The sequence below is a fragment of the Rhodopirellula sp. J20-39 genome (assembly GCF_057365095.1).
The window spans coordinates 4,354,223-4,375,355 of record NZ_CP195123.1 but is presented as its reverse complement, the minus strand read 5'-3'; the positions used below and the strand labels follow the sequence as shown (position 1 = coordinate 4,375,355).

Annotated in this window: 21 protein-coding genes; 18 read left to right on the top strand and 3 right to left on the bottom strand. The window is 54.7% G+C overall.

Annotated features, from left to right (window positions below; translation table 11 throughout):
• Nucleotides 1-67: 67 nt before the first annotated feature.
• The gene (locus ACR3ZL_RS15955) at nucleotides 68-604 is read left to right on the top strand and encodes a hypothetical protein (RefSeq protein ID WP_486172768.1); all 537 of its coding nucleotides are present in this window, start codon (nucleotides 68-70) and stop codon (nucleotides 602-604) included.
• A 127-nt stretch (nucleotides 605-731) separates the two neighbouring features.
• The gene (locus ACR3ZL_RS15950; RefSeq protein ID WP_473652127.1) at nucleotides 732-1,016 is read left to right on the top strand and encodes a hypothetical protein; all 285 of its coding nucleotides are present in this window, start codon (nucleotides 732-734) and stop codon (nucleotides 1,014-1,016) included.
• A 189-nt stretch (nucleotides 1,017-1,205) separates the two neighbouring features.
• Here the strand turns inward: ACR3ZL_RS15950 and ACR3ZL_RS15945 are convergent, their stop codons facing one another.
• On the bottom strand, nucleotides 1,206-2,675 hold the full coding sequence (locus tag ACR3ZL_RS15945) for an IS110 family RNA-guided transposase (protein ID WP_486172767.1): 1,470 nt from the start codon (nucleotides 2,673-2,675) through the stop codon (nucleotides 1,206-1,208).
• Nucleotides 2,676-3,094: 419 nt separating this feature from the next.
• Between ACR3ZL_RS15945 and ACR3ZL_RS15940 the strand changes: the two genes are divergently transcribed.
• The 8 genes from ACR3ZL_RS15940 (at nucleotide 3,095) to ACR3ZL_RS15905 (ending at nucleotide 8,953) form a co-directional block, all read left to right on the top strand.
• Nucleotides 3,095-3,664: a hypothetical protein gene (locus tag ACR3ZL_RS15940; RefSeq protein WP_486172766.1), complete on the top strand. Its 570-nt coding sequence runs from the start codon at nucleotides 3,095-3,097 to the stop codon at nucleotides 3,662-3,664.
• A 40-nt stretch (nucleotides 3,665-3,704) separates the two neighbouring features.
• A complete protein-coding gene (locus ACR3ZL_RS15935) occupies nucleotides 3,705-4,262 on the top strand; it encodes a hypothetical protein (protein ID WP_473652130.1) in 558 nt (185 codons plus the stop codon).
• Nucleotides 4,263-5,484: 1,222 nt separating this feature from the next.
• On the top strand, nucleotides 5,485-5,892 hold the full coding sequence (locus ACR3ZL_RS15930) for a hypothetical protein (RefSeq protein ID WP_486172765.1): 408 nt from the start codon (nucleotides 5,485-5,487) through the stop codon (nucleotides 5,890-5,892).
• Nucleotides 5,893-6,130: 238 nt separating this feature from the next.
• The gene (locus tag ACR3ZL_RS15925; RefSeq protein WP_473652132.1) at nucleotides 6,131-6,373 is read left to right on the top strand and encodes a hypothetical protein; all 243 of its coding nucleotides are present in this window, start codon (nucleotides 6,131-6,133) and stop codon (nucleotides 6,371-6,373) included.
• A gap of 88 nt (nucleotides 6,374-6,461) precedes the next feature.
• Nucleotides 6,462-6,944, top strand: a complete 483-nt coding sequence (locus ACR3ZL_RS15920) for a hypothetical protein (protein WP_473652133.1) — start codon at nucleotides 6,462-6,464, stop codon at nucleotides 6,942-6,944.
• 179 nt (nucleotides 6,945-7,123) lie between these two features.
• Nucleotides 7,124-7,381: a hypothetical protein gene (locus ACR3ZL_RS15915; protein WP_473652134.1), complete on the top strand. Its 258-nt coding sequence runs from the start codon at nucleotides 7,124-7,126 to the stop codon at nucleotides 7,379-7,381.
• Nucleotides 7,382-7,484: 103 nt separating this feature from the next.
• Nucleotides 7,485-8,483, top strand: a complete 999-nt coding sequence (locus ACR3ZL_RS15910) for an SUMF1/EgtB/PvdO family nonheme iron enzyme (RefSeq protein ID WP_473652135.1) — start codon at nucleotides 7,485-7,487, stop codon at nucleotides 8,481-8,483.
• A gap of 92 nt (nucleotides 8,484-8,575) precedes the next feature.
• Nucleotides 8,576-8,953: a hypothetical protein gene (locus tag ACR3ZL_RS15905; RefSeq protein ID WP_473652136.1), complete on the top strand. Its 378-nt coding sequence runs from the start codon at nucleotides 8,576-8,578 to the stop codon at nucleotides 8,951-8,953.
• Between the two features lie 199 nt (nucleotides 8,954-9,152).
• Here the strand turns inward: ACR3ZL_RS15905 and ACR3ZL_RS15900 are convergent, their stop codons facing one another.
• Nucleotides 9,153-10,622 carry an IS110 family RNA-guided transposase gene (locus ACR3ZL_RS15900; RefSeq protein WP_473652137.1) on the bottom strand — a complete coding sequence of 490 codons (1,470 nt, stop codon included), beginning with the start codon at nucleotides 10,620-10,622 and terminating at the stop codon, nucleotides 9,153-9,155.
• 444 nt (nucleotides 10,623-11,066) lie between these two features.
• On the opposite strand from ACR3ZL_RS15900, the gene ACR3ZL_RS15895 reads away from it, so the two are divergent.
• The 8 genes from ACR3ZL_RS15895 (at nucleotide 11,067) to ACR3ZL_RS15860 (ending at nucleotide 18,986) form a co-directional block, all read left to right on the top strand.
• A complete protein-coding gene (locus ACR3ZL_RS15895) occupies nucleotides 11,067-11,558 on the top strand; it encodes a DUF1569 domain-containing protein (protein WP_473652138.1) in 492 nt (163 codons plus the stop codon).
• Nucleotides 11,559-11,687: 129 nt separating this feature from the next.
• Entirely contained in the window at nucleotides 11,688-12,278 is a 591-nt protein-coding gene (locus tag ACR3ZL_RS15890; protein WP_473652139.1) for a hypothetical protein, read from the top strand.
• Between the two features lie 103 nt (nucleotides 12,279-12,381).
• Nucleotides 12,382-12,594: a hypothetical protein gene (locus ACR3ZL_RS15885; RefSeq protein ID WP_473652140.1), complete on the top strand. Its 213-nt coding sequence runs from the start codon at nucleotides 12,382-12,384 to the stop codon at nucleotides 12,592-12,594.
• 225 nt (nucleotides 12,595-12,819) lie between these two features.
• On the top strand, nucleotides 12,820-13,284 hold the full coding sequence (locus ACR3ZL_RS15880; protein ID WP_473652141.1) for a hypothetical protein: 465 nt from the start codon (nucleotides 12,820-12,822) through the stop codon (nucleotides 13,282-13,284).
• Between the two features lie 108 nt (nucleotides 13,285-13,392).
• Nucleotides 13,393-13,836, top strand: coding sequence for a hypothetical protein (locus ACR3ZL_RS15875; protein WP_473652142.1), 444 nt, complete (start codon nucleotides 13,393-13,395; stop codon nucleotides 13,834-13,836).
• Nucleotides 13,837-14,106: 270 nt separating this feature from the next.
• Complete coding sequence (locus ACR3ZL_RS15870) at nucleotides 14,107-14,352, top strand: hypothetical protein (RefSeq protein WP_473652143.1); 246 nt, start codon at nucleotides 14,107-14,109, stop codon at nucleotides 14,350-14,352.
• A 1,863-nt stretch (nucleotides 14,353-16,215) separates the two neighbouring features.
• Nucleotides 16,216-17,694 (top strand): sulfatase, encoded by a 1,479-nt coding sequence (locus ACR3ZL_RS15865; RefSeq protein WP_486173588.1) that lies wholly within the window; start codon nucleotides 16,216-16,218, stop codon nucleotides 17,692-17,694.
• 434 nt (nucleotides 17,695-18,128) lie between these two features.
• Complete coding sequence (locus tag ACR3ZL_RS15860; protein WP_486172764.1) at nucleotides 18,129-18,986, top strand: hypothetical protein; 858 nt, start codon at nucleotides 18,129-18,131, stop codon at nucleotides 18,984-18,986.
• Nucleotides 18,987-19,560: 574 nt separating this feature from the next.
• Here ACR3ZL_RS15860 and ACR3ZL_RS15855 read toward each other — a convergent pair.
• Nucleotides 19,561-20,985: a class II fumarate hydratase gene (locus tag ACR3ZL_RS15855; RefSeq protein WP_473652146.1), complete on the bottom strand. Its 1,425-nt coding sequence runs from the start codon at nucleotides 20,983-20,985 to the stop codon at nucleotides 19,561-19,563.
• Nucleotides 20,986-21,133 lie beyond the last annotated feature (148 nt).

Genomic DNA, 21,133 nt, shown 5'->3' with positions numbered 1-21,133 from the left:
CAATGGAGAATCTCTCGTCGCGACCGGGTGATTTTAGACGTTACCCGACTGAAACGATCGACGCTCAATGACACTTCGTCCACCGCACATTGTTGATGTCAAACGCAAACTCGATGGCGAAATACGCGGCTACGTGGCATCACGAAACTCGCAACTGATTGTCGTACGTGAATTCGATGGCTTTACGCCCGCAGGTTTCGTCGCACTACCATCGTCCACGGTCACCGATCTAGCCATCAACGAAGCGTGGACTCGTATGATCGCGTCGGAGGGTCACGCGAAACTCGCGACTTCAGTTCCTTCGTTTGTGACTAATGACATGCGATCGGCACTCACATCCATCCATCGCCTCAACGTCAACGTCAAGATTGAATGCGAGGACTGTCCCGACGCGGAAGAGTTTGGGTTCCACATTGGGCGCATCGTTGATTTCACCGACTCTACGCTAGATTTCGTTTTCTTTGATTCGTCGGGGCGGTGGTTTGATTCGCCATATGTCATCCCTTACACTTCAATAACGCAGATCGTGGTGGATGATCCGTATGTCACGACATTTTCGAAGTACGTTGGAACATGCCCGGTCGATGCCGTAAATCGCGGGTAACCATCGCATGCACACGGAGCGGCGGTGGTCAGTTTTCACAAGTGGTTGCCGTGCTCCCGCCGCCCGGTGATGCGTACCGTTATCCGACTGAAACCACTGATCTCGAGCCCAAGCACACTTGCTTGCAATGCATGACGACCCCTTAATCGAATCGCCCGATCCTGACGCGATCATCGGTGTCGTAAACTCCGTTTGCCCACGGCTTGACCCATCGGTTCGACGCCGTCTGAACGCGATCAAGTTGTCGATCTTAGCCAAGGAGGGTAAGGATGGGGTGTACACCAAACTAAATGGCAGGCCCGTGTCACAAATTCTGGAACTCTACGAGTGCTGCGTTAGCCCACCGCTTGACAATGGGCTTCGGGACGGTGTTCGCTACAACCTGTACGATGTACCGCCTGATGGACTCTGAAATGCGGATCTCCAGGAACTACACCTACTAACCCCACTTTGGGCGGGTGAACGTCAAGGGTTTGCGGGTGCGGAGTGACCATCTTGCCTTGGCCTTAGTGACTCTGGTGCAGGGGTTTGCACTGCTTTTTTAGAGTCGGCGCACAACGGTATCGCAGTTGAGTGCGGTGCTCGCTTTGTCTGCCAAGTTCTAGACCGACAGCGTTGGCTGCAGGTCGTAGCCCAGTTCAATCGCGCAACGGCGCAAGCTCTTGATCAACTTGTCCTGAAAACGACTGTTATAGGCCTCCGACCCGATGTCCTTGTACGGTCGGCCCGTTTTGATCATGGCGTAGACGATGATCGCAAGCTTGCGGGCGATCGCTGTGATCGCACTGGCCGCGCCATCGCGACCTCGCAGGCGCCGGCCGAATGCACCTAACGCACACTTCGACTGAATCAAGGTTTGTGCACATACGCGGAACACCTGTGCCACACGATTGCTGCTGCGATGCGTCGGGCTCTTGCCCTTCTTCTGCTTTTTGCCGCCTGACTTGTTCGCTTCCGGGCAAAGACTCAGCCAACTCACGAAATGTTTGTCCGTTGGAAACGCATCTACATTGGTTCCGATCTCGGAGACGATTTGCAATGCCGAGTGGGCACCGATTCCATCAACGCTCGTCAGATCGACCCCCAGGATCTCGTACATCAATGTGCGAGTGTCAAACTTCGGTTCATTGGTCGTCTTGCTCCGCTGCTTGGCGCGAGGTGGCTTGGCGAGCGGTTCTCCACCTGACTTGTCCTCGAATTGCCGCAGGTACGCCTCAATCTGCCCGTCCACTTCCTTTACCTTTTCGTGATAGTAGCGGTACAAGTCCATCGCTTGTTGCAGCGAGAACAGATGCTCGTCACGCCAGTTGCCTTGAAGTGCTAAGGCAATCGTCGCTTCATCGTTCTTGCACTTGTCGTTGCGTAGCTTTGCAAGTTGATGCGGATTGCGTTCGCCTGCCAGGATCGCATCGATGATTGCCGTGCCGGTCGCCCCTAGAATGTCACTGACCACTTCAGTGAGCTTGAGATTCATTTGCTCCATGGCCTTCTGCATGTGCTGGATATGCTGCGCCGCACACTTGATGAGCATCTCGCGTTGTCGCATGTAGCTGCGCAGGACGATGATCTGATCTTCGGGCCGAAACGATCCGGTGAGCAGCCCGAAGGTATGCAAGGTTTGAATCCATTGGCAGTCCAGGACATCGGTCTTGCGACGAAACTTCTTGATTTGACTCGGTTCGACCAAGATGACTTTGAAACCTCGCCGCTCGAGCACTTCAAAGAGTGGAATCCAGTAGACGCCGGTGGACTCCATGGCGATGGTTTCGATGCGGCATTGGTCAAGCCAATCGGCGATCGCCTCGAGGTCGGCAGTGAAGGCTCCGAAACTGCGGACCGCATTCTCTGGGTCTCGGTCTTTGGGCACCGCCACGAAGTGCACGTTCGCAGCGATGTCGATTCCCGCCGCGTTGGTGTTGACTTGCTTGAGCGATTCGATCGGAGGCGGCGCGTTGTCGACGGGAATGCCGCTACGCTGAGGTGTTCGCCGCTTCGCAGTCGCATTGCGAACTTGGAGCGGCTTTTTGTTACCGCTGACACCTTGCTTGTTTTTTCGTTTTTCGCGTGCCACAATGAAGTCTCCTGTGTGAACGGGAAGAAAAGCACGGATCGGGCGTACTCGACATATTGCTGTTTAGGTTCTCCAACGAGGTCGTGTTGAGCTGCCGAAGCAACTCAACGTGCCATCAATGCCAACGTCAAGAGTCGAACAGGGCCAAGATAACCAGCGGGCTCGTGTTTTTAACGACACAGTGCACCAATCCGCAGACGGCCTCCGCGACCCGATCCGTGCCCTTTCATTTTCGCGTCGCCCAGACGGACTTGCAAGAAAATCCTAGACCCCCGTTCCTCCACAGCCACCCCAAAGCGCAGCGTTGTAAGTTTGATAACCATCGGATGCACACGGAGCGACGGTGGTCCGATTTTTCGTTTTACAAGAACGCGGTCTCCCGTCGCCCGGTGATCCGCAACGTTACCCGACTGAGATGCATGAATCGCCTTTTCGCCCTCATTGCTCTTTCGCTCACGCTAGGTTGCGGGGACTCGGACCAAATGGCCAGGAACAATCCTTCGTCCAAATCGAGCGTCCAACTTTTCAACGAAGCCGTTCTAGGTTCGTCGCCGACCGATGCGATCCCGATGCTTTTGACTTCCGCAAGCGCGGACTGGACACCACGTCAGGTTGTTCTCGACTACAAAGACGGTGCTTGCTACGGGGCGATGGTCCATTACGACCGCTCACAGTCGTTTGAGGAACTTCGCTCCGCAATCAATACGCGATTCGGCAAATACGAACAGCCAACTTTCGCCGATGATCCGACAATGGGCATATGGCGTATGGCCGACGCTGGGTTTACGATCCAACTCAGTGACGACGAAGAAGAGGACTCGTACATGGCGATCTATGTTCAATTTGTCGATCCGGCCACGATGGCCACGAAACTTGAGGAACTGAACGAGACGGAACCAGAGCTGTTCGAGGACTTTCCTCTTGACGATTTCACCGAAGCACTGCGTGAAATCGACACAACGAATCCGACGACCCCAGACGGCGGGTAACCATCCCGTGCACCGGAGCCGGGCTTGCGCGGTTTCACAAATGGACAATCAAACCTCCGTACTCGGTGACGGGTGCCGTTATCCGACTCACATGCGATTCCTCGTGATTCGACATCTTCTCATAGTGCTAGCCGCAACGCTTCTCACGAATCGTGCGCACTCACAAACCGAGGCGACCGTTGTGCCCGTCGAAGACATCGGCCGCACGGTGATCGTCGTAGGCCGAATCGGCAAACCTCTGGGCACGATGGCGACCGTGACTGGACGGTGGTTACCAAGACTTTCCGGTAAATCTGTCCCAAAATACAATCCCATAAGGTTTAAGGTGGAAACGGTTGATGGCCATCCGATTTCAACTCCTTACACTTTCGATGCCGCCGCACTGCACATCCTCGGACCTAATCGACGGGATGTGTTCGCTGGCAACTTGACACCCGAATCCGTGGTTGGCGAGACATGGACGATTCGTGCATTCGAGACGGGCCGCTTTGTCGGCGAGCCGGATGAATACTTCAACTACCGTGGCTCTATCGCTACTGTGCGAAACACCGGATTTAGGACGACACTCGTTGGTTTCCGAATTCCAAATGACGGATAACCATGGCGTGCACACGGAGCGGGGCTTGCGGCCGGATTTGAAATGGACAACTTTACTCTCCCCGCCCGGTGACGCCTGCCGTTATCGCATCAAGACACTACATACTGACGAGCGATCGAATCCATACTGAAGCTAACTCGGAATCGCATGGCTCTAAATCGTCGCGTTTGCCATTCGTACTTGCGCTCGGTTCGCTCGCCGGGCTTCTGACTCTCGTTGCATGCACTTGGTGCTACGCTTGGTCTACCGGTCAAATTCCATCCTCGGACGCAACGCTCTCCACCGACGGACCGTGGAACCACAACTCAGTCATGACCACCTTCGTTGACTACATCTGTCTCGCTGGTACTTTTTCCGGTTTTCTCGGGGTAATCTGCGCGATTGTCACGCGCACCACCATACACCGTGTGTTTGCGATTACTTCGATTGTGGTCTCACTCGTTACCGTTGGGTGTCATGTCATTCTCATCGACTAACTTTACACTTGGTTCCGACAAATGTGCGATAACCATGCGATGATACGGAGCGGCGGTGGTCGCCGTTTTCGCAGTGGAAAGTCTCTCGCCGCCGCCCGCATATCGCTAACGTTATCCGGCTTAGAAAATGCAATTGCCAGTGAATCCATACGACCCAGCAATCTCCTCCTCTGCCGAAGCGGAATGCGATCCCCGGTCGCCGATCTCGTCGTGGCGGACTCTCACTCACCCATCGCTCAACACCGCCTTACATCGAATAGCTGCGGTGGCGATGCTCATACTTCTTCCCGTGTTTGCTTGCTATATCCACAGCACCACGCATTCAGTTCGGGAATCGTGGCTATCCGTATGGGTTTTGACCGCAATGCCAATTGCATGTTTTCTCGCTGCTGTTGGCCGACTGTATATTCTGCCTGCCATCGGCATGGCATTTACGACAATTTGGTTTGGCCTACGATACACAAGCGACATGGGCCCCCATTCACACTCGATACTCGGCGTGCTCGTTGGATTCGTCGGGCTGGTAGGGATTCCAGCCGTCTTGATCTTCTGGGGCGGCGGGATCTACACCAGGCGTCACGCATCCCGAGAAAGCGGATAACTAATGCGATGAACCGGAGGAAGTGTGCTCTCCGCTACGGCGGGTTGCCTTCGGCATTTTACCCGCCTCCGCTACGATCCCACTTCCCCGGTTATCGCTGGTGTTCGCCGACGGCCATCTGAATCGTCTATCTAGATTGACGCAAATGCGATTCACAACACGCAAGCTAATGGCCGGGACCGCGGTGCTGGCAATCTGCTGTGCGTCGGCGATGCTTGCCTGGTCGTGGCTTAACGAAAAAGCGTCGGGCCTCCACCAACGCGCGGTGACGCATGAATTGATTGAATGGGGCAATGAACATGCACAGATCGACGATGACGCATCCGCGATCCAAGCCGCCAATATGCTGTCATACATTGAAACGTACTACGTGCCGCGTGATGGATACCGCGGATCCGTTGATACGGAACGCGACCTCGAGAATGCGCGAGACTCTAGCTTGCGTCAAATCATCGACGCGCTCGAACGATATACTGGACATCAATTCGGTGACGATCACTCGGCGTGGTCGCAATGGGCCGACTCAAAAACACAATCACGCGGCGAACCATGAAATGCACGGGAGGACGGGTGGTCCGTTTTCTCGTCTGCTTGCAAGTCGTTCGCCCGTCCCCCGTGATTTCTAACGTTCCCCGACTGAAGATCAACATGCATCGCGGAACACCGGTCTCGCGAAATCCTTTGGCAGTGTGTGTTTCGAGCACCGCATGAAATCCGAGCGTCCATCAATATCAGAATGCAAATCTATAGTCCGGCAATCGAACTGGGCTGAGAATCAAACGGAACTCTTGATGGCTGCAAATGCGCTGATGGAAAACTGCGAAAGCGACGCAACAATTACTGTCGATGATGGGCTCGCGTGCCTTGACCAGGATGGCGTTGTAGCCGAAATGGGAGCGAGGATTCTCTATCTGCTGACTGGACGGGATGGACTTGGCTGGCATCATGCACGATACAATGATCTACCGTTCCACGTCGACAAGCAGGATTGGCTCGACTACTTGGCGGACCAACGCGAGGGCGGGGAACAATGACATGCACCGAAGGACGCGAGCCGAGCGGTTTGGCAATGGTGAATCTTTCGCGCGTCCTCGGTGATGTCCGCCGTTCCCCGACTGAATCATGAACGCTTCCGCAGTTCGCGACCTTTCATCGATGTTTGCACCTCCGCGGATGAATCTGCGTTCCGCTGCTCGCCTGGATTCGCCGTATGGTGACGATAGGTTTACAGATCGCGACATCATTCATCGTATTGTCGGCGACGTCACCCGCGCCGACCTCGAATTCTACGCGTGGTGCTTTTCCTACATGGATTTCCCCAGCCTACTCTTCTACTTCTACCCGGTCGCATCACATTACGAATCCGACAACTCCCTACAATGCATTGACCCGTTCCTTTATTCGCTCGAACCGCATATTCCAAGTTCTTCATCATCACTAAGCCCAATTGCTCAATCCGCGATATACTCCGGGTTGCGGTGGATTCGAAACTCGTGCCGATCGCAACCTGCTGATTTCGCTGCTTGCCCTAACTTGCTTTCCGCTATTGGGGTTGGCGATACGACGAGCGGGGAACCAGACGATGCACGTGAGTCGCCGAGTTGAGTTTATTGAAGTGGTCAGTCGCTCGCGGCGACCACGTGATCGTAACCGTTCGCCGACTGAAAATATTGTGATACTATGCCGCTATGAACCCATACCGGACAAACCAGTTCCAGGTCGAGTCCCCTGCGGAACCACCTTTGCGAAAAACACTGCACAAAGCCCCCATAGTGCTACTCGCGATGTCCATGATTGCGTTGCTAGGTTCTGCTGTGCTGTACTTCGGCGCTTGGCCACTCGCCCATCTGATGACTGGCGGATACGTACCGGACTCGACGGTCACGACGCTTCATCGCTATTGGTGGGGCATCGCACGTCAGGTCAGGTCCTACTGTCTTCCCCTGTCTTCACTCGGCACTGTTTTGGTAGGATTGGCCTTCGTACTGAGACGCGGCCAACGAACCGGGCATGAATTTGGCCAAGGACGCGGCGAACCATGACATGCACGGGAGCACGGCTTGCGGGGTTTCTTGGAATGGAAGGTCAACGCTCCGTGCCCCGTGATGTCCGACGTTCTGCTATGAAAAAACCCCCGGTGCAACAATGACTCGGCTACTCGCGTTATTCGCCGTGTTGATTGCGACGATGTCGCACGCCGACGAACCGACTGAGACCGCCACCATCGAGCTTAAACTTGGTGTCGCCCAAACACTCGTTTTTCGGCGGGTCTCACCTCGGTCACACAAAATCGACTATCCCGATTTCTACATTCTTGAAACCGAGGTGATAAATGCGCAGTTTAAGGCGTATTTGGATGCAGCGAACAAAACAAAGGATGATACCGAAATACTCCGAATCATCGCGGAGCGAAAGAAGCGGCGTGTATTTTCCACCGGAGACATTCCGTACTCGATCGAAGACGCTTCAACAATCTGGCGAGATGGAAAGTTCCCGGCTGGACTGGACGACCATCCCGTTGCCCTTGTCACGCTGCCAGACGCCACTGCGTTTGCCGATTGGACCGACACGTCGCATCCCAACGCGGGTCTGATCCGACTGCCAACGTGGAACGAATGGATGATCGCCGCATACGGTAAGACGCGACACTATCCCTGGGGCAACGAATGGAAACCGGACCGTGCGCATACGTCGCACGGCATCAAATACGATTTCGCCGCTCGAATGCGAAATGATCCTGACAAGCGTCCAAAACGAACAGAGCCTGTCAAAGCGCGACCGAACGGCCGCTCGCCGGAAGGCATCTTTGGGCTTATCGGCAATGTGTCGGAATACATACTCAACGATGATCCGACCAACAATGCGTACTTTAATCTGGGGTCACGTTCTATGGGAGGCGGGTTCACTGATGGTCGCGTTTTCCTAGATGATGATAATAATCGACTCGCGCCCAGCACGGACTATTGGGGCTACAGCCATCACGCAACGCCACGCGAAGATGATCTTGGATTCAGGCTTGTGATTGACCCGTCGAACAACGATAGACTTCGCACGCGTCCGCGAATCTTCAAGCAGAACAATCGTGCGTGGATGGTTGACAACTCTGATCTAGATTTGACCCCGCCGCCAAAAGCAGAACAATGACATGCACCGAAGGACGCGAGCCGAGCGGTTTGGCAATGGTGAATCTTTCGCGCGTCCTCGGTGATGTCTGCCGTTATCCGACTGAAAGAGCAATGAAGCCCAACGCTAAACGACTGGCGATCCGCGACTTGCTTGCACTTATGACGGCATGTGCTTTCTACTTCGCGCTGCAGAGCGGAGACCCGAAGTTTACCGTCAGCGACCTCGCGTTTGTCTGGCTCTTACTCGTGGTCAACGTCGTCCCCTTCGTTGTTCTTGCGATCCTACTGACGCGACTGACTGACCATCGTCTCATCGCCAACTCTGTTTGCACCATTCTGTTCTTGTTAAACTCGGGCTATCACCTTGTCTATGCTATTGAATACGCCGTTAGTGGAGACACTGGACCAGTAGTGGCGTTTCTCGATCGCAACGGCCTTGATTATCACGGACCGGTGCAGCTTGGACTCAACGTTTGGGTGACCGAATAATCGACTCCAATACGGCGGATCTCCAGGAACTACACCTACTAACCCCACTTTGGGCGGGTGAGTGGCAATAGGTTTTGAGTAATGACGGTCGATTCTTCTGAGGATTTAAGACTCCGGTGCAGGGATTTGCAACGTTTTTTCAGAGTCGGCACGCAACGATAGCGCACTTGAGTGCGGTGCTCACTTCTTTTGTTAGGTTCTAGACCGACAGCGTTGGCTGGAGGTCGTAGCCCAGTTCAATCGCGCGGCGGCGCAAGCTCTTGATTAACTTGTCCTGAAAACGACTGTTATAGGCCTCCGACCCGATGTCCTTGTACGGTCGGCCCGTTTTAATCATGGCGTAGACGATAATCGCAAGCTTGCGGGCGATCGCTGTGATCGCACTGGCCGCTCCATCGCGACCTCGCAGACGCCGGCCGAATGCACCTAACGCACACTTCGACTGAATCAAGGTTTGTGCACACACGCGGAACACCTGTGCCACACGATTGCTGCTGCGATGCGTCGGGCTCTTGCCCTTCTTCTGCTTCTTCCCGCCTGACTTGTTCGCCTCCGGGCAAAGACTCAGCCAACTCACGAAATGTTTGTCCGTCGGAAACGCATCTACGTTCGTTCCGATCTCCGAGACGATTTGCAATGCCGAGTGGGCACCGATTCCATCAATGCTCGTCAAATCGACCCCCAAGATCTCGTACATCAATGTGCGAGTGTCAAACTTCGGTTCATTGGTCGTCTTGCTCCGCTGCTTGGCGCGAGGTGGCTTGGCGAGCGGTTCTCCACCTGACTTGTCCTCGAATTGCCGCAGGTACGCTTCAATCTGCCCGTCCACTTCCTTTACCTTTTCGTGATAGTAGCGGTACAGGTCCATCGCTTGTTGCAGCGAGAACAGGTGCTCGTCGCGCCAGTTGCCTTGCAGAGCCAGGGCAATCGTCGCTTCATCGTTCTTGCACTTGTCGTTGCGTAGCTTTGCAAGTCGATGCGGATTGCGTTCGCCTGCTAGGATCGCATCGATGATTGCCGTGCCGGTCGCCCCTAGAATGTCACTGACCACTTCAGTGAGCTTGAGATTCATTTGCTCCATGGCCTTCTGCATGTGCTGGATATGCTGCGCCGCACACTTGATGAGCATCTCGCGTTGTCGCATGTAGCTGCGCAGGACGATGATCTGATCTTCCGGTCGAAACGATCCAGTGAGCAGCCCGAAGGTATGCAAGGTTTGAATCCATTGGCAGTCCAGGACATCGGTCTTGCGACGAAACTTCTTGATTTGACTCGGTTCGACCAAGATGACTTTGAAACCTCGCCGCTCGAGCACTTCAAAGAGTGGAATCCAGTAGACGCCGGTGGACTCCATGGCGATGGTTTCGATGCGGCATTGGTCAAGCCAATCGGCGATCGCCTCGAGGTCGGCAGTGAAGGCTCCGAAACTGCGGACCGCATTCTCTGGGTCCCGGTCTTTGGGCACCGCCACGAAGTGCACGTTCGCTGCGATGTCGATGCCCGCCGCGTTGGTGTTGACTTGCTTGAGCGATTCGATCGGAGGCGGTGCGTTATCGACAGGGATGCCGCCCCGTCGAGGCGATCGCAGTTTTGCAGTCGCGTTGTGAACTTGAAGCGGTTTCTTATTACCGCTGACACCTTGCTTGTTTTTTCGTTTTTCGCGTGCCACAATGAAGTCTCCTGTGTGAACGGGAAGAAAAGCACGGATCGGGCGTACTCGACATATTGCTGTTTAGGTTCTCCAACGAGGTCGTGTTGAGCTGCCGAAGCAACTCAACGTGCCATCAATGCCAACGTCAAGAGTCGAACAGGGCCAAGATAACCAGCGGGCTCGTGTTTTTAACGACACAGTGCACCAATCCGCAGACGGCCTCCGCGACCCGATCCGTGCCCTTTCATTTTCGCGTAGGCCAAACGCACTTGCAAGAAAATCCTAGACCCCCGTTCCTCCACAGCCACCCCAAAGCGCAGCGTTGTAAGTCTGATAACCATCGCATGCAATGAAGGACGCGAACTGACGTTTTTGAAAAGGTGAGTCGCTCGCGCGACCCCGCTGAATCGCACCGTTATCCGACTGAATTACTCGCACCAGCTACAATCACACTCAACAAGCATGCTCCAGAAACCTGAACGGAAAGTGACAATCGCAGATCGACGAATGGATTTGCGTTACCCTGACTTGGGTGCTGCTTGCACCGACATTATTCGATTGCGTGAAGGCGGCTACGAACTGGTTGGCGCTTGGAGCCTCGCCCAAATACTCGATCACCTGAACATGTCCATGCAAATGACGATCGATGGTGCGGAATTCAAGTTTCCTGCCCTGTTGCGACCAGTGATGAAACTGATGTTCATGCCTACGATGCGGAAGGGAAAACCATCCAAACTTCGTGGCAAAGCCCCGCAACAACTTCAGCCCGCTTTCGACCTCGATGAAGAAGCCTGTGCAAACCGGTTTTATGCGCTCGCGGAAACTTTAATGGATCCATCTACTCCATTCGTCACACACTATCCGATGCTGGGTCGACTCAATCGTGAACAATGGCTCTTGATGCAACAATGGCACGCCGCCCATCACTTAAGCTTTGTCGTACCGGACGCCTGACAGGTATTCATACCCAGCCATTACGACGGATAACCAGAGAATTGCACGCGAGTGGCGGTGGCGTGCTTTCTGAAGTGGATGATCAACTCCCGCCACAGTGTGAATTCCAACGTTACCCGACTGAAATCCATGGCGTCACTCCACTGCATTTCGGCTATGGCGTTGCTCGTTGTCTTCAACGGCTGTGACGCTCGCGCAATTGTGCCTGCGGAACACGCAACCACCGAGCGAACAGACGAAGTCCACTGGTACCCGTTTGCGGTTGGCGTTGTTGACCGGCACTACGAAGGCGGTCTTGGGCACCATGGCGTCGTTGTTGGCGACGGTTCGTACATCACAATTCGTGATGGCGAGAGTTTTCTCGAATCAACCGGCGGTTGGTACTACCAACTCGGTCTGCAACTCCCGATCGACCTCACGCCGGGCGATGTGATTCACCTTTCACCCGCTTCACCTGACCGTCATTTGGAACCGGTTGGCGATTTATACAATGTTGGATTCTTGAAGGCGAACGAATTTGTGGCTTTTCGCTACGGAAACCCCACCGGTGGATTTATGGAATGCGACGACCCAGAGTCTTTTGCTACCATACGCATCCTTCGGATTGACCGAGAGCGACTTGTATTTCACCTGTTACTTCACGCCTCAATACCGTCCGTCGCTGACATCGTCCTAGATCGTGAATTCGACCTTCCACGTAAATCATTGCATGACGGATAACTATGGCATTCACACGAAGCACGGCATAAAATATTTACAGATGGAAACCACATAGGCCGTGCATCGGTGATGCCAACGTTATCCGGCTAACCAGGATGATTCGATGCGAAACTTGACGCTGGGCGTTTGCCTTGTTTCGATGGGCGCGTACTTTGCCTGCCATGGATGCGGCCTACAGATCAACCAAGATGTCGGATTCATTTTTACGGCCAACGAACGGGGCGTGTTGGGGATCCTCTTCGTTTACATTGGCATCCATTTCACGCGAAATCTGCCTTGGTTTCGGTTTGGCGGAAACTACGAATATCCAAACTAGACTGTGATTGATTCACGATCGGGGTTTCCGTGCTCTGTTTTCCCGCGTCGATTTTTCTTTGCCTTGCTCGGCCCTTCGAATCACCGCTAAAAAGTCATTCGCTGACTGCATCGGAGCGGCGGAGGTTGTTCTTTTCGTCCGCTTGCGAGTTGCTCGCTGCCGCCCGCTGAACCGTTCCGTTCATCGACCTAAATCTTCCATTCTCTATCTCAAGCCAGAAACGCCATGGTTCGTCTTTTTGCGATCGTCACCTTAATCACTCTGCTGGCTCCACTCCCGGTGATTGCTGAAAATACGACACCGCATAATCACTCAGCTGTTCACATCGTGTTCATCGCTCCATACGACCACAATCCCATGATGGGTCAAGTCGATAGCGATGGGAATCCGGTCTTGATGGCAAACGTCGGCAACACGATCGTCCCTTTCGATTCGGTCCGCCCCGTCTCAATCAAGATTGATGGCGATTTCGTCGGTCACGCCATGTTCGGACACGGCAAGGTGTCACCCGTTTATATTTTGCCATCCGGCAAGCGAAAATTGACATTCTCTTGCGATGGATTCAAAACGGTTAACCAAGAAATCCGAGTTCTCGGAACTGGCAGCACTCAATACCTGATCGTGAAATTGGTGAACGATACGACGGCGACCAAATCTGACGCTATTTCGCGGACGAAAACCGGCGGATAGCGATGGGCATGCGTCGGAGCATTATGGCCTGCGATACGGCTATATGGCCAGGTGATGTTTGGTGCTACCCGACCGAAGTCGATTGACACGGGAACTCGAACCTAACTGATGAATCCATACGAACCATCTCGAACGAATGGTACTCGCCACGAAGTTCCCGGCGCACAGCCTTGTCGCATTGCGTCTAAGTCGACGCTGAAACTTTTGCTTGTTGGCATGATTGCTGGCGTCGCGTCAATCGTGTTGATTGGTCTAGGCATGATTCTTCTACTGGCTTCCAACCTATTGCTACTGATTCCGATGGGCCCTTCGCGTTCCACCGGACTTGATCTGCGGGCGCATTTGTCTGCAATACTGTTTGGTGCCTATTTTGTTCTGGCGATCGTCCTAGCCGGCAATGTCATTCGCGAACAGCTTTACTCCCCTGGCTACAATCTAGAGCACCTTTTAATGATCGCATTGCCTGCAATGTTCCTTTCGATGTATGCCTCCATAGGCATCCAGCTTTGTCGTTCACACAACCTATCATTGCGGTCCTCAAATGAGGGCTAATTATCGCATGGAACGCAGCTGTAATGGCGAGATTTCACACATGGAGAACGAACTCCTGCCACCTGCTGACCCGTGCCGTTATCCGGCTTGATCATCTCGATTTTGACCCGCTTCATATCGCACAAACTACACCACGATACCGTTGAACCTAAATCCAAACACAAAACCGAACCATGCGATGCACTGGTGCCGGGCTTGCAGGGTTTCACGAACAGAGAGTCAACCGTCCCGGCCCGCTGAACCACAGCTTTATCCGGCTGGAGTATTAAAATGACCCCACAGAGTGATCCGTTTGACGAAAGTCCCCACGCACGCCCGGATTTGCAGGACGAGCCAAAGAAGAAGGCTCATGGTGCCGTTCGTTTGCTTGCGATAGCGGTTGGAGTCGGCATTCTCGTTGTTAATTTGATGCTTCTCGGGGATGACGGTCCTGGGCCCCGATTCCGGGTTGGTGGTTTAGTGCTTGGGTCGGTGTTTCTGTTTGCTGGGATCTCAGGACGCGGATTGACTCGGTAGCGATCTGATTGTGGTCCAGCTGCAGGTGTCGTGAATGGTTGACTGTCCTTCCTGCCGGGAGTCTGTTGTAAACGGTTAGGCCATTGCGGTTTGCGCTCGGTGGAATGCTGTCGCGGATAACGATGGCGATGAACCGGGGGAAGTGTGCTCTCCGCTATGGCGGGTCGTCTTCGGCATTCAACGCCGCCTCCGCTTCATCTACTTTTCCCGGTTATCGCTGTCGACTATGAAGTCCTTGGTTTGATCAGTGGCGACTGGCCGCTTTTTTGAGTTTATTGATTACGTGGTTCGGCGTCGGTGGTTTGGCAGCTTAAGCGACCGAATGTCAATCAATTGACGAGTCCGGTTCGGTACTATGCGACTAGTCGATGAGGCGACACCCAGGCACGTTCGTGCCAGTCCAGGTTCAGGCGTCGTCTCATCGATCCTTGCAGTGTTGCGATCCGGTTGGATTGCGGTGGGCAGGTGACCGGGCACATCCTTCTGGGCGACATTTTCAATCAGGTCAACGGTCACCGACGGAGGCTGTTCAGTCGGTATTGTTGTGGGGCTGACCGAAGGGCCTCGGTCAGCTACGTAGGTGAGCGGCTTGGTTGGAGTGGGGGCCGACGCGGACTTCTTTGGGCGTTGAGGTGACGCCGGGGATACACTTCGATCTTATGCGGGGGTGGCAGTTTGTTTCAGGCTGCTGTTAACAGTCAGGTCACTCTGTAGCCGACTGAGGCTTTTCAGTCGGTATTGTTGTGGGGCTGACCGAAGGGCCTCGGTCAGCTACTGGGGTGGGCGGTTTGGTTGGCGTTGGGGCCGACGCGGACTTCTTTGGGCGTTGAGGTGACGCCGGGGATACGCTTTCGTCTTGGGCGGGCTTGGCAGTTCGCTTCAGGCCGCTGTTATCGGTCACGTCTCTATGTAGCCGACTGAGGCTTTTCAGTCGGTATTGTTTTGGGGCTGACCGAGGGGCCTCGGTCAGCTACGTGGGTGGGCGGCTTGGTTGGAATGGGGGCCGACGCGGACTTCTTTGGGCGCATAGATGACGCCGGGGATACGCTTTCGTCTTGGGCGGGGGTGGCAGTTCGCATCAGGACGCTGTTATTAGTCACGTCACCATGTAAGCGACTGAGGCTTTTCAGTCGGTATTGTTTTGGGGCTGACCGAGGGGCCTCGGTCAGCTACTGGGGTGGGCGGCTTGGTTGGAATGGGGGCTGACACGGACTTCTTTGGGCGCATAGATGACGCCGGGGATACGCTTTCGTCTTGGGCGGGGGTGGCAGTTCGCTTCAGGTTGCTGTTAACAGTCAGGTCACTCTGTAGCCGACTGAGGCTTTTCAGTCGGTTTTGTTTTGGGGCTGACCGAAGGGCCTCGGTCAGCTACGTAGGTGGGCGGCTTGGTTGGAATGGGGGCCGACGCGGACTTCTTTGGGCGTTGAGGTGACGCTTGTTACCGCTTGACGTTTGCTTGCACTACCAATCCCGGTGGGCCAACGTCTGCAGCGCAGATACTTCAGCGCAGATACTTCAGCGCAGATACTTCAGCGGGCTGATTTGATTGCTCACTGGTCTTGTGGCAGTGATGCTTTAATCGCGATTGGAATCCCGGCAACGGGAATGTCGTTGCGTTTGATTGCTCGTCGACGCGAACGCAGTTCGAAGCGTTCGGTTGGGAACGAGGCTTCTGATTGATTCCGCGTCTTGCGTCAGTGTTTGGTATCCTGGTGCGTGTTCGTATGCACGGTTCCCCCAATCCAGAACATCGAGATGCTGCCCATGCTCAAACGCAAACGACTGACGCTGAGTTCGACCACTTACGCCACGCCAAACGCGGTCATCGCCGCATTGTTCGGTTGGTTAGGATTTTTGGGAACGATGTCGTGTTTGCATGCTGATGATTCCGAAAAAAACACACAGCGTCCCAATGTATTGTTCCTGATCTCGGACGATCTGAATTGTCGTTTAGGGTGTTATGGCGATCCGTTGGTCAAGACACCTAACATCGATCGCTTGGCGGCCCGCGGGGTTCGGTTTGAAAACGGTTACTGTCAATTGCCGCTTTGCGGGCCGTCTCGCAATTCGATGTTGTGCGGGTTGTATCCTGACGCGACGGGAATTTTGGGTAACAACCAAATCTTTCGAGAGACGATTCCTAACCACGTTTCGCTGCCGCAAGCGTTTCGTTTGTCTGGCTATTTCGCGGCTCGTATCGGAAAGCTGTATCACTACAATGTTCCTAAGAGCATCGGCACCGACGGCCATGACGACCCTGCGTCTTGGGAGCTCGAACTCAATCCGGCCGGATGTGATCGGCTGATTGAACAGCCCGACATCTTCTCGCTGCGGGAAGGTGAGTTCGGGGGAACGTTATCGTGGTACGCTTCGCCGCGACCGGACGAGCAGCATACGGATGGGTTGATCGCGGACGAGGCCGCGTGGGTTTTGGAGCGTTGTGCGAAACGCAAGGATCGACCTTGCTTTTTGGCGGTCGGTTTCTTCCGTCCACACACGCCCTATGTGGCTCCGGCGAAGTATTTTGAACACTATGATCTGGCGGACATGCCGCTGGTTAATGATGTCGAGGCGGATCGAATTGACGTTCCCGTCGCGGCTCTGCTTAGTCAGAAGGCTGCCCACGACGATATGACCGACGCTTTACGACGTGAGGCCATTCAGGCTTACTATGCCAGTACCACTTTCATGGATGCTCAGGTTGGCAAGGTGCTTGATGCGTTGGATGCCAATGGGCTTGCCGACAACACGATTGTCGTTTTCACGAGCGACCATGGCTATCATTTGGGCGCGAAAGGCTTATGGCAGAAACAAAGCTTGTATGAAGAGTCGGCGCGGGTTCCGTATCTAATCGCGGGACCGAATCTAAAAGGGGCTGGGAAGGTCGCTCGGACTCCGGTTGGTTTGGTGGACTTGTATCCCACGTTGACGGAGATGTGCGACGTCGAGACTCCTTATGAGTTGCATGGCCAATCGCTGACTGGAATATTGCAGGACGTTGGGCAGCCTGGGCGGGGCTTCACGATCAGTCAGGTCTATCGCGGAAAGAACCGTCAAACCGGCGGGCCGTTTTTGGGGTATTCGATTCGTACCAGCCGCTACCGTTTGACGCTTTGGGATGATGGAAAACGCGGCGTTGAACTGTACGACTACGAGTCGGATCCTCTGGAAAAGACGAATTTGGCGTTTCGTGGCGACGGGGCGGAGTTGTCTGTCGAGGTTCAGCATACGATCGAGGAATTGACCGCCACATTACAAGGTGAAATGGATCGTGGAATGCCAGAGGGCGGGCGTCCTGTCATCAAAAAGCAAAATTGGCGGGTAATGCTGAAGAATCCGTGAATCGTCGGAACGAGCGGTCTGTTGTGGAAGAGAATTATTTAGGGCTCAAAAACGAGGCGGGCGTTTGTGCCGAGCGTGGCTATAATGGGCGGAGCTTTGTCATCCTTAAAGGCTGGTGTGGATGAGGCGGTGAGTCCGGTTGGTTTGAGCTTCGCGGAGAGACTCGTTGCGTTGTCCACTACGTTTGGGATGTTGCTGCGGTCGCGGGTTCGGACTCGTTGCCTCGTCCACTACGTTGAGGATGGGACTGCGGATGGGGTGTTGGCCCCATCTTGTCTCGTTTGGATCGCTCGCAACAATACTAGGCGTGGAGCCGTTCCTGGCGGAAACGGTTTCTACGTTTTTTGACTATCGGGCCGGATGATGTCCGTTCGGTCGCTCCTTATCTGTCCTCTTTTCTCAGTCCGCCCTGAAGCGTCGTTCAAGGAACATTGATGCCGATTCCCATTAAGTGCCAGTGCGGCAAGTCTTTAAGCGTTCGAGACGAATTGGCGGGCAAGGCAGTCAAATGTCCTGGTTGTGGAAATCCGATCCGGGTCCCCGCTGCGGGATCTCGCAAGCCATCGACAGGCAAACCTGGCTCGGCGACGAAAGCAGCCGCGCAGGCGCCCCGTCGTCCCGCGCAGGCCGCTCCCGCTCCGCAAACCGCTGCACCGAACTATGCCCAACCATCGGCGGCCAGTTCGTCGATGAGCGATCTTTTTGCTGAAGAGGGATTAGACAAGGACATCGCTTCGATCTGCCCCGCTTGTACGGCACAAATGGCCGCCGGTGCAGTGCTTTGCATGAAGTGCGGGTACAACCAGCAAACGGGTGAGCGAATGATGGCGCACCAGGTCGCTGGCGTTGACATCGATGCTGGCACGATGGCGTTGAATAAAGCCGAAGTCGACATGCAACGCGCCAAGGAACTTCAGCAGCGGATGATCGGCAGTGCGGGGATGCCACCTTGGATGCTGGCGTTAGTGTTGTTCATCCTTGGCAGCGCCACCGGGATCGCTGTCTTGGCGGTGAACGCATCCCGGCGTGCGGAGACGATCGAGTTTAGCCCGATGAAGATGTTCTTGAACCTAGGCGGTTCGGCATTCTTGATGGTCGCGATTGGTGCAATCTTGAGTGTGATCTTGCTGGCGTTCCGCACCGATCGGAAAGAAGGGCTGCTTTCGCTGACCCTCGTCTATCTGGTCGTGTTTGCAAACAAGCGTAAACAAGGCACCTGGAAGATTCTTGCGACGGCAAGTATCTGCGCCACGTTGGCCGGTTTGTTCTTCGCGGGTGCGTCGAAGTATTAGGCGTTCGATTGGGTTGAGCGTTCGGGGTACCGGACGGCTTGGGCCGTTTCGCTAATGGATGCGGTTGGTTGCAACGGGCTGGGGAAGGTTCAGTTGCCCGTTCGATGATTTCTGGTGTGAACGAGGGCGAATGCGGTGGCTGTGAGAATGCCGCTGGATTCGTCGCCTCATCCACTACTGTTATGTGATGGACTCGTCGCCTCATCCACTACGGTTGTGTGATGGATTCGTTGCCTCATCCACTACGGTTGTGTGATGGATTCGTTGCCTCATCCACTACGGTTGTGTGATGGATTCGTTGCCTCATCCACTACGGTTGTGTGATGGATTCGTTGCCTCATCCACTACGGTTGTGTGATGGATTCGTCGCCTCATCCACTACGGTTGTGTGATGGATTCGTCGCCTCATCCACTACGGTTGTGTGATGGACTCGTTACCTCATCCACTGCGGTTATGTGATGGATTCGTTACCTCATCCACTGCGGTTATGTGATGGATTCGTTACCTCATCCACTACGGTTGTGTTGGACCGTTAGCTCGTCCGGTACGGCAGGATGAGATGGTGGTGGAGCACTAAGCTTGTGGCTCGGTCATCTTCCACGGGTCGAGAGCTTCGTTGAGCTGATCGGCGGGCAGCAGATTCTTTTGCTCACAAAGTTCGCGGATGGTTTGGCCGGTCTTGAACGCTTCCTTGGCGAGAGCAGCCGCTTGTTCGTAGCCGATAAGGGGGTTCAGGCTGGTGCACATCGACAAACTTTGCTCCACCGCTGCGTTGCAGGCTTCTTCGTTTGGCTCCATGCCGTCGAGGCAGAAGTCAACAAAAGCGCCAACGCCGCCATCGAGTAGGGCGATTGATTCCAAGATGGTGTGAGCCATCACGGGCATCATGATGTTTAGTTGGAAGTTTCCTCCGCATCCGCCGCTGATTGTCAAGCAACCGTCATTACCGATGACCCGGGCGGAAAGTTGCATCAGGGATTCGCAGAGCACGGGGTTCACTTTGCCAGGCATGATTGAGCTGCCTGGTTGGCGGGTTGGCAATTTGACTTCGTAGTAACCACAACGAGGTCCGCTGCCGAGCCATCGAATGTTGTTGGCCAGACCTAGCAGGGTTTGTGCGATGCACTTGAGTTGCCCGTGGGCTTCGACCAACCCGTCGCGGTTAGCGTTGCCTTCGAAGTGATCGACCGCTTCGATGAATTGGATACCAGTTTGCTCAGCCAGGTGTGCCGCAACTCGGGAGCCAAATTCAGGGTGCGTGTTAATCCCGGATCCGACGGCGGTGCCACCGACGGGCAATTCAAGAACGGCGTCGCGGGCGCGTTCCGCACGCTGGATGGACAGCTCGAGTTGGCGAGCGAAGCCACCAAACTCTTGGCCTAGGCGAAGCGGCGTGGCATCCATCAAGTGTGTGCGACCGATCTTGATGATCTTGTCCCAAGCTTCTGCCTTTTCGGCTAGCGAAGCGTGCATGCGTTTGAGTGTTGGGATCAGCCGTTGATCGATCTCGACGGCAGTGGCGACATGGATCGCGGTTGGGAACGTGTCGTTGGTGCTTTGCCCCATGTTCACATGATCGTTGGGGTGAATCGATTTTGATTCATCCAACCGGTCGCCACCGTCAATCTCGATCGCTCGGTTACTGAGGACCTCGTTGATGTTCATGTTACTGCTGGTGCCGCTTCCCGTTTGAAACACATCGACGGGGAATTGGTCGCCCAATTGGCCGTCAGCGATTTCTTGGCAAGCGGTCAACATCGAGGTGACTTGTTTGTCGGTCAGCGGGTTCTTGCCAGTCCCGGTGAGCTTTCCTAAATCGCGATTGGCGACGCCGCAAGCTAATTTGACGCGTCCCATTGCCGAGATCATCGCCGGCGGCAAACGCCAGCCGCTAACGGGGAAGTTATCGATCGCCCGTTGGGTTTGAGCACCATAATAAGCATCGGCGGGTACGTGAACTTCGCCCATCGAGTCACGTTCGGTTCGAGTCTGGGTCATGTCGGGAGATCGCTAAGGAAAGAATCATGTCGTAAACGCAAACACGCCTGAGTTCGCACAAGCACACCGATGCTAACAAATCCAAACCCCGGCGCGAACGAGCCCAGCAAACGGGATTAGCACCTTAAAAGCCGCACTGGTTTTCGGC

What these genes read in the sequence shown, in the direction of transcription:
- ACR3ZL_RS15955 (WP_486172768.1), top strand. Translation starts at nt 68, where the DNA reads ATGACACTTCGTCCACCGCACATTGTTGATGTCAAACGCAAACTCGAT.
- ACR3ZL_RS15950 (WP_473652127.1), top strand. Translation starts at nt 732, where the DNA reads ATGCATGACGACCCCTTAATCGAATCGCCCGATCCTGACGCGATCATC.
- ACR3ZL_RS15940 (WP_486172766.1), top strand. Translation starts at nt 3,095, where the DNA reads ATGAATCGCCTTTTCGCCCTCATTGCTCTTTCGCTCACGCTAGGTTGC.
- ACR3ZL_RS15935 (WP_473652130.1), top strand. Translation starts at nt 3,705, where the DNA reads ATGGACAATCAAACCTCCGTACTCGGTGACGGGTGCCGTTATCCGACT.
- ACR3ZL_RS15930 (WP_486172765.1), top strand. Translation starts at nt 5,485, where the DNA reads ATGCGATTCACAACACGCAAGCTAATGGCCGGGACCGCGGTGCTGGCA.
- ACR3ZL_RS15925 (WP_473652132.1), top strand. Translation starts at nt 6,131, where the DNA reads ATGGCTGCAAATGCGCTGATGGAAAACTGCGAAAGCGACGCAACAATT.
- ACR3ZL_RS15920 (WP_473652133.1), top strand. Translation starts at nt 6,462, where the DNA reads ATGAACGCTTCCGCAGTTCGCGACCTTTCATCGATGTTTGCACCTCCG.
- ACR3ZL_RS15915 (WP_473652134.1), top strand. Translation starts at nt 7,124, where the DNA reads ATGTCCATGATTGCGTTGCTAGGTTCTGCTGTGCTGTACTTCGGCGCT.
- ACR3ZL_RS15910 (WP_473652135.1), top strand. Translation starts at nt 7,485, where the DNA reads ATGACTCGGCTACTCGCGTTATTCGCCGTGTTGATTGCGACGATGTCG.
- ACR3ZL_RS15905 (WP_473652136.1), top strand. Translation starts at nt 8,576, where the DNA reads ATGAAGCCCAACGCTAAACGACTGGCGATCCGCGACTTGCTTGCACTT.
- ACR3ZL_RS15895 (WP_473652138.1), top strand. Translation starts at nt 11,067, where the DNA reads ATGCTCCAGAAACCTGAACGGAAAGTGACAATCGCAGATCGACGAATG.
- ACR3ZL_RS15890 (WP_473652139.1), top strand. Translation starts at nt 11,688, where the DNA reads ATGGCGTCACTCCACTGCATTTCGGCTATGGCGTTGCTCGTTGTCTTC.
- ACR3ZL_RS15885 (WP_473652140.1), top strand. Translation starts at nt 12,382, where the DNA reads ATGCGAAACTTGACGCTGGGCGTTTGCCTTGTTTCGATGGGCGCGTAC.
- ACR3ZL_RS15880 (WP_473652141.1), top strand. Translation starts at nt 12,820, where the DNA reads ATGGTTCGTCTTTTTGCGATCGTCACCTTAATCACTCTGCTGGCTCCA.
- ACR3ZL_RS15875 (WP_473652142.1), top strand. Translation starts at nt 13,393, where the DNA reads ATGAATCCATACGAACCATCTCGAACGAATGGTACTCGCCACGAAGTT.
- ACR3ZL_RS15870 (WP_473652143.1), top strand. Translation starts at nt 14,107, where the DNA reads ATGACCCCACAGAGTGATCCGTTTGACGAAAGTCCCCACGCACGCCCG.
- ACR3ZL_RS15865 (WP_486173588.1), top strand. Translation starts at nt 16,216, where the DNA reads ATGTCGTGTTTGCATGCTGATGATTCCGAAAAAAACACACAGCGTCCC.
- ACR3ZL_RS15860 (WP_486172764.1), top strand. Translation starts at nt 18,129, where the DNA reads ATGCCGATTCCCATTAAGTGCCAGTGCGGCAAGTCTTTAAGCGTTCGA.
- ACR3ZL_RS15855 (WP_473652146.1), bottom strand. Translation starts at nt 20,985, where the DNA reads ATGACCCAGACTCGAACCGAACGTGACTCGATGGGCGAAGTTCACGTA.